Origin of the sequence: Synechococcus sp. H55.9, assembly GCF_047462355.1 — a bacterium.
In the GTDB taxonomy this organism is placed as follows: domain Bacteria; phylum Cyanobacteriota; class Cyanobacteriia; order Thermostichales; family Thermostichaceae; genus Thermostichus.
Genome location: NZ_JANSJB010000058.1, coordinates 2,160 through 9,019, shown reverse-complemented (window position 1 = coordinate 9,019; position 6,860 = coordinate 2,160). Strand labels below are relative to the sequence as shown.

General features: G+C 60.7%; 6 protein-coding genes, 1 tRNA gene and 1 pseudogene. 6 read left to right on the top strand and 2 right to left on the bottom strand.

Annotated features, from left to right (window positions below):
• Nucleotides 1-374 (bottom strand): annotated as a pseudogene (locus NW857_RS08700) (single-stranded-DNA-specific exonuclease RecJ); the annotation flags it as partial.
• Nucleotides 375-934: 560 nt separating this feature from the next.
• On the opposite strand from NW857_RS08700, the gene NW857_RS08695 reads away from it, so the two are divergent.
• The 4 genes from NW857_RS08695 (at nt 935) to NW857_RS08680 (ending at nt 3,218) form a co-directional block, all read left to right on the top strand.
• Nucleotides 935-1,864, top strand: coding sequence for a metallophosphoesterase family protein (locus NW857_RS08695; RefSeq protein WP_414337943.1), 930 nt, complete (start codon nt 935-937; stop codon nt 1,862-1,864).
• A 77-nt stretch (nt 1,865-1,941) separates the two neighbouring features.
• A complete protein-coding gene (locus NW857_RS08690; RefSeq protein ID WP_414333824.1) occupies nt 1,942-2,691 on the top strand; it encodes a phosphoadenylyl-sulfate reductase in 750 nt (249 codons plus the stop codon).
• Between the two features lie 3 nt (nt 2,692-2,694).
• The gene (locus NW857_RS08685) at nt 2,695-3,033 is read left to right on the top strand and encodes an antibiotic biosynthesis monooxygenase family protein (RefSeq protein ID WP_414333826.1); all 339 of its coding nucleotides are present in this window, start codon (nt 2,695-2,697) and stop codon (nt 3,031-3,033) included.
• Between the two features lie 113 nt (nt 3,034-3,146).
• Nucleotides 3,147-3,218: transfer RNA gene (locus NW857_RS08680), tRNA-Val, on the top strand.
• Nucleotides 3,219-3,473: 255 nt separating this feature from the next.
• On the opposite strand, the gene NW857_RS08675 is transcribed toward NW857_RS08680, so the two are convergent.
• Nucleotides 3,474-3,896 (bottom strand): DUF1818 family protein, encoded by a 423-nt coding sequence (locus NW857_RS08675; protein ID WP_414347960.1) that lies wholly within the window; start codon nt 3,894-3,896, stop codon nt 3,474-3,476.
• Nucleotides 3,897-3,973: 77 nt separating this feature from the next.
• Here NW857_RS08675 and NW857_RS08670 point away from each other — a divergent pair, with 77 nt between their 5' ends.
• Together NW857_RS08670 and era are read left to right on the top strand one after the other, a co-directional pair.
• On the top strand, nt 3,974-5,683 hold the full coding sequence (locus NW857_RS08670) for a SpoIID/LytB domain-containing protein (protein WP_414333829.1): 1,710 nt from the start codon (nt 3,974-3,976) through the stop codon (nt 5,681-5,683).
• Between the two features lie 21 nt (nt 5,684-5,704).
• Nucleotides 5,705-6,715: a GTPase Era gene (gene era / locus NW857_RS08665; RefSeq protein WP_414368677.1), complete on the top strand. Its 1,011-nt coding sequence runs from the start codon at nt 5,705-5,707 to the stop codon at nt 6,713-6,715.
• Nucleotides 6,716-6,860 lie beyond the last annotated feature (145 nt).

The following is a 6,860-nucleotide window of genomic DNA, read 5'->3' as shown; positions in this document are numbered from 1 at the left end:
AGCCGCTGGGGGTTCAAGCCATGCCCTTCGCTGCTGCGCAGCGGTAGGGTGAACTGGACTCGGAAGCCCAAGGGCTGTAACGCCGAGAGCAAGAGGCTGGTGGCGGTAACGCCATCGCAGTCGAAATCTCCCCAAATGCAAAGGGTTTCTCCTCTTTTTCTTGCCTGCAACAGGCGTGCTACTGCCCGCTCCAGATCCGGCAGGGATCCCGCTGGCGTGGGAGAATACTGATCAGGATCGACGAAGGCCCGCGCTTGTTCCCGGCTGTGCAGCCCACGCAAGGCCAGCACCTTGGCTGCATACTTGCCGTATTCTCGGCTCAGCTCCGGATCAAACTGGGGTGGAGTGGGCAGCAGATCCCAGCGGTATTCCATGCCAACGGGTTGGGCCGGCCCCCGGGCCGACGGGGATAGAGCTCCTTAGGAGCGTATCAAAAACTGCCCAGGGAGAGAAGCAACACAGGATCCCGGAAAGCAACAGCCGGGGTGAGCGATCCCTGCCAACCTGCTATTGACAGCAGTGAGAGGCCACGCAGCAAGGCGAAGGGTGGGCGTGGTCATGGGTGGCACAGGCTTCGCTGCAGTAGAGTTGGCCTTCGTAGCGATAGCCTTGGCTGCTTTCGAAGCTGCAGTTGCAGTGTTCACAGGCGCAACGAACAAGGGTGGTAGCAGACATGATGTTTTCTCCTTGCTTGAACTGAGGGATCCTCTTGTCGAAGATCTGTGTCCCTATACCCTAGCGGTTGCTCGGCAGCGGCGCCGGAACAAGAATCAGACTCATTTGTGGCGATTCCAAATCACAGCAACCACAACTCCCCCTCTGGGAGAGGGGCTGGGGGTGAGGTCATCGCGGCAGAGGTTAAGAGAAGCCCATAGCCCTCCAGCTAGTTATTGACTTATGATGCGGGCGTGGGGTGTGAATAAGTACCTAGACAATGGCAACCCAACGCATTTGCTTTGCTCAAGTTTCAGATGTCCACCTGATGCCCGAGACGGGCTGCCGCTGTTGGTGGATGTCCGATTCCCCTCGCCGCCAGTTGCAAGCTGCCGTTGCCCATCTCAACCAAGTACCCGATCTGCGCTTTGTCCTGTTTACCGGCGATCTGGTGGATCAAGCCGATCCGGAGAGCTTTGAGTTGTTCCGGGAGATTCTCGCCCAACTGCGGGTGCCCTACTACCTCAGCCTGGGCAACCACGATGTCGATACCTTGAGGAGAAAAGGGCGCTTCAACCGGGATCAGTTCATCCGTTGGTGCCAAAGCCAATTCCCCCTGTCCCCAGCTCCTACCGGTTATGTCGATTACAGCCTTTCCCCTCTGCCCGGGATCCGCCTGGTTGCCCTCGACGCTAGTTTAGGACACTTCCCCTTGCCTCAGGGTGTGCTGCGTCCCTCGCAACTGCACTGGCTAAGCGAACATCTACAAGCGGTGCCCGAGGAATGGCTGATTCTGCTCATCCATCAGCCTCCTTTTATCTCCCCCACCCAGATGGATGCGGTCTTGTTCCGCAAGTACCGGCTCCGCAGCGAGCAAGCCTCGGCACTACACACCCTCCTGGCCAATCACGGGCGGGTGGTGGCGGTGTTGAGCGGGCATCTGCATGTGCCGAAGGTGTATGTGCGAGATGGGATCCCTTACCTGACGGCACCTCCGCTGGTGGGGCCGGTTTCGGCTCTGCGGGTGTTTGAGCTGGATATCAACCCACGGCGAGGGGTGTTGCGCTACCACTGGGTTCACCTGCCGGAGCTGGATCCCAGCCCCCTCTGGCACGGCTTGGTTATGGGGATCCGACGGGATCGCTGGGGACAAATCCCCCTCCGTGCCAGGGGATCCCGATCCCTACCTCTGCCCGCCGCTGCCTCGTAGCCCAAAAATCCCAAAGCTTGACCGAATTAGTGTAGATTAATAAAGACGAGGATCGTTGCATTCGGTGTCTTCCCCCTATGACGGCAAGCCTTTCTTCTTCTTCTAGCCGCTGGGAGCTGGCGGCCCAGGCCGTGCGAGAACAGTATCAGCCCCAGGTAGCCTCTCTGAGCGAGCACTTTGAGCCCTTGTCGGCCAGTGACTTGCTGGCCTGGGGGGTAGAGGAGTTTGGAGATGGGCTGGTGCTGGCCTGTAGCTTGGGCCCGGAAGACCTGGTGTTGATCGATCTGCTCACGGCCATTCGCCCGCAGGTGCGCGCCTTTTTCCTGGATACCGACTTTCACTTCCCGGAAACCCTGCAACTGCAGCAACAGGTGTTGGCCCGCTACCCTCACTTGCAACTGGAGATCTTCAAACCTCTGCTCACCCCCGAAGAGCAGGCGGCGCAATATGGGCCAGAGCTGTACCGCACCAACCCCGACCTCTGCTGCAACATTCGCAAGGTAGAGCCCCTGAATCGCGCCCTGGCCAACTGCACCACCTGGATTACCGGGATGCGCCGCGAGCAATCCCCCACCCGCGCCGATATTGGCAAGGTGCAGTGGGATGCCAAGCGCAACCGCCTCAAGCTCAACCCCCTTGCCGACTGGACAAACGGCCAAGTCTGGAAATACATCCTCGCCCACGGGATCCCTTACAATCCCCTGCACGATCGCAACTATCCCAGCATCGGCTGCCTCCACTGCACGGCGCCGGTAGAGCCGGGGGCGGATCCCCGCTCCGGCCGCTGGAAGGGCACAGCCAAAACCGAGTGTGGTCTGCACACATAGCCTATGAACACGGCTCCTGTCCTGGAGGTGGCCCGGTTTGAAATTACCCCCGGCTCGGAAGCTGCTTTTGAAGCTGCCATCGGCCAGGCTTTCGTTTATCTGCAACAAACCGATGGCTATCGGCAACACCAACTGCAGCGCTGTTTGGAGCACCCCCAGCAATACCTGCTGCTGGTGCAGTGGGGATCCCTAGAGGCCCATCTGGTCAACTTCCGCCAATCGGAAAACTTTGTCCGCTGGCGTGCCCTCATCGGGCCCTACTTTGCTCGCCCGCCGCAGGTGTTGCACTACCAGTTGTTGGCCGGATCCGAACATCCCTTCGATTTAAATTTGCAAAAATAGGATGCCGGTTCAGCACCCACTCTCGAGTCAAGCTGATTCTCAATCGCACGGGTTGAATGTGATATTATCAATTTCCGACCTTCCGCCCAGGTGTGCGTCGGCATCGCTCAGAGGGGCTGTTAACTCAGTGGTAGAGTACCACCTTGACACGGTGGGAGCCGCTGGTTCAATTCCAGCACAGCCCATGTCCTTCAGAATCCGCTTTGGGGGCAAGCTACAGGGCTAGGTTGAGCTGCTCCTGGGTATTTTGTGGGAGCGGGACTTCATCGAGGTCGATGAGGCGTACAGTTCACAGGCAAGTTTCTTGGATAATGCGGATGCCAATGCCGCTGCCAACCTGCGGGGGAAAGTAGTGGATGTCACGGATTCTCTCGGGTGTTGACGGGAGTAATGGTTGGCTAAGGGCCAGGCCTGTCGGGAGAGTTGCCCTGCAGGCTTGCTCAAGAGGCTGGGTCAAAAAATTGAGCAACGGCCCGACAGAGTTCGGGGACGACGTCAGCAGGCCAAAAACCTTCGCCGCGCCGGCCCTGGTGCAACTGCAGGTAGAGGCCCCAGGCGGTGGCGCTGCCGCTGGCTATCAAAGTCAAGACAGGGAAAGTCTGCTCCAGTGTAATGCTTTCCTCCGCCATCAGTTGGGAGGCGATGGCCTCCAGATCCTGCTGCAGGCGCTGCACCCCTTCCGCAAACGCTTGCCACTCCTCTTGGGTGAGCTCCAGCGCCCAAGTCTCTCCCCCCACCAGGGCCACAAAGGGGGAGCGGGAGGGATCCCAGCCCAGCCGCCAGCCGGATCCCTTGCGCAAAGCAGAGCGGGCCACGTCAGGGCTCCGTCCGATGGGGAACTCCTTGTCGGGAACAGCATCCATAGGGCTTTGCACCGCTGCCGGTAGGCCAGAAAAGATGCGGGTACAATCGACAGGGTGTGTTTTAGGATAAAGCGGCCATGGCCAGTTGTCAGTCTCCTACTGCCCAACCTCGCCGGTTTTTAAGGACTCCGCTCCGCTGGCGCAAACAAAGCACCTTCATTTCCGGCTTGGGCCTGTTGCTGACAGCCTTGGTGCTCCGTGCCGCTGACGCGACCGGGGTGCGCAAAGAGGCCGAGAACCCTGTTTCGCCGGCGCGATTGTCCGCGGCGGCCACCCCCGAAAACCCGATTCTACACGTGGGCATTGTGCAACGCTTTGGCCTTTCTGAGCAAGATCAGGTGGAATTGGCAGCGCCGCTGGGGTCTTTCCTCACCCTGGAATTTGCTCAAGCAGACGGCAGCACCCAGACGCAGCGCCTCCCACAAGTTACTGTTGGGATCGTCAACCGCGCCCTGGCCAGCCCGGAAACCGTGTACCGCCTCATCCTCAGCAGCCACAAAAGCTTCGAGAGCGCCGAGGCCAGCGCCAACTACTGGGAATCTCTGGGCATCCACACCGAGATCGCCCAACCGCAGGAATGGCAGGTGTGGGCCAACCGCGCCTACACCCCCCAACAACTGATCCAGATTCAGCAATATGCCCAGAAAGAAGGGATCCCTCAGGTGCGGCTGGAGGTGCAGGAGCGACGCGAACGGGCAGAGCTGAGCTGGGTGCATGAGCATTTTCGCTACCACCGCACCCGCCTCCGGGTGACCTCCGATGCCGGCTATTTGCGGGTGAACGACCGCTACTATGCCGGATCCATTACCCTTCAGCCCAATGCCTACGGCAGCTATACGGTGGTCAACGCTGTGCCCTTGGAAACCTATTTGCGGGGGGTGGTGCCCCATGAGGTGGGGCCAGGGGCTCCCTTTGCCGCCATGGCTGCCCAGGCGATTTTGGCGCGCACCTACGCCCTCAAGAACCTACACCGCTTTCGGATCGACGATTACCAGCTCTGTGCCAACACCCACTGCCAGGTTTACAAGGGGCTGAGCGGCACCCACCCACGGGCCGACGAAGCCATTCGCCAGACCAGCGGCCTGGTGCTCACCTACAACGGCGAGCTGGTGGATGCCGTTTATTCTTCCACCAACGGCGGCGTATCGGCGGCGTTTGAAGAGGTTTGGGACGGGGAGCCGCGCCCCTATCTGCGTCCGCAGGTGGATATCGCCCACCCGCCCGATAAGCCCTTCGATTTGCGGCAGGAGAACGACTTGCAAGCCTTCCTGGCCCGGCGGGAGGGTTTTAATGAATCGGGGGTGTCGCGCCTCTTCCGCTGGGAGTTCTCCCAATCGCTGGAGGAGCTGAATGCCCAGTTGCGAGCCGGCCAAGACTATCTGGGGATCCCAATGCCCATTTGGAGCAGCATTGCGGGGATGGAGATTCTGGAGCGCTCTGTCAGTGGCCGGGTGCAGGCGCTGCAGTTGGACTTGCAGACGGCGGAAGGGCTCCACTCGATTCTTTTGCGCAAGGATCAGGTGCGCTTGGCTTTTCCCCGCCTCTACAGCACCCTATTTCGGATAGAGCCTCTAAAACAAGGGGAGCGACTGGTAGGCTATCGCTTTATCGGCGGCGGCTTTGGCCATGGGGTGGGCCTGAGCCAGTACGGCTCCTATACCTTGGCGCGGCGGGGGTTGAACGCGGCGCAAATCCTCGCTTTTTATTACCCCGGCACCACCTTGGCCCCGCTGGGATCCCTATCCCTGCAGTTACCTGCCGCCGCAGGGGCCTACTCTGTCCGCTAGAAACAAAGGCTGGGGAAGGCCATGGCTGAAGAAGAGCTACGAGCGCAGAGCCAAGAAACCCCTGCTGGCCCTCAGGGAAAAGCGCCCGCTGAACCGCAGCCCTCTCGCGTCGCCGATGCGCTTCCAGTTGCCCCGCCGGGCTTTAAGTCGGGGTTTGTGGCGCTGATCGGGCGGCCCAATGTGGGCAAGTCCACCCTGCTGAATGCTTTGGTGGGCCAGAAGATCGCCATCACTTCTCCCGTGGCCCAGACCACCCGCAACCGGCTGCAAGGGATCCTCACCTTGCCGCAAGCCCAGATCATCTGGGTGGATACCCCCGGCATCCACAAGCCCCATCATCGCCTGGGGGAGATCTTGGTGCACAACGCCCAGGCCGCCATTGCCGCAGTGGACGTGATCCTCTTCGTGGTGGATGGCTCGGTGCCGGCGGGACGTGGGGACACTTTCATCGCCGAGCGGATCCCTGCTGCTACCCCCTGCATCCTCGTCTGCAACAAAGTGGATCTACTGCCCAAAGAGTCTGCCGCGCGCCAGGCCCACCAAGAGAGCTACCAAGCCCTGCGCCCCGGTGCCCCTGTCATCTGGGTGTCGGCGCTGGATCCCGGCAGTTTGGCGCCCCTCATCCAGGCCACCATCGATCTGCTGCCCACCGGCCCCTACTACTACCCGCCGGATTTGGTGACGGATCAGCCGGAGCGGTTCATTATGGCAGAGCTGATCCGCGAACAGGTGCTGCTGCATACCCGCGAGGAAGTGCCCCATTCGGTGGCCGTGACCATCGACCAGGTGGAAGAAACCCCCACCGTCACCCGCATCTTGGCCACCCTCTACGTGGAGCGGGACTCGCAAAAAGGGATCCTCATCGGCAAAGGCGGGGAAAGGCTCAAGCAGATCGGCCAGGCCGCCCGTCTACAGATTCAAAAGCTGATCCTGGGCAAGGTCTACCTGGAGCTGTTCGTCAAGGTGCGGCCCCACTGGCGGCGCTCCGAGCACCTCCTGCGCGACTTGGGCTATAGGGCTATGCCCCCCTAGCGCCGAAATGTAGACTCTCCTCTGGGAGCAGCGCCGGCGGCAGGGAGCGTCTCGATGGGGCTGGTTTATAGACCACGATGCTGGATTCTGGCCGGAATTCTTGCGTCAGCCTGGATAGCAAAGCCCCTGCAGCTCAACGGAGTCT

Coding starts and splice junctions, on each gene's coding strand:
- NW857_RS08695 (WP_414337943.1), top strand. CDS start 935: ATGGCAACCCAACGCATTTGCTTTGCTCAAGTTTCAGATGTCCACCTG.
- NW857_RS08690 (WP_414333824.1), top strand. CDS start 1,942: ATGACGGCAAGCCTTTCTTCTTCTTCTAGCCGCTGGGAGCTGGCGGCC.
- NW857_RS08685 (WP_414333826.1), top strand. CDS start 2,695: ATGAACACGGCTCCTGTCCTGGAGGTGGCCCGGTTTGAAATTACCCCC.
- NW857_RS08675 (WP_414347960.1), bottom strand. CDS start 3,896: ATGGATGCTGTTCCCGACAAGGAGTTCCCCATCGGACGGAGCCCTGAC.
- NW857_RS08670 (WP_414333829.1), top strand. CDS start 3,974: ATGGCCAGTTGTCAGTCTCCTACTGCCCAACCTCGCCGGTTTTTAAGG.
- era (WP_414368677.1), top strand. CDS start 5,705: ATGGCTGAAGAAGAGCTACGAGCGCAGAGCCAAGAAACCCCTGCTGGC.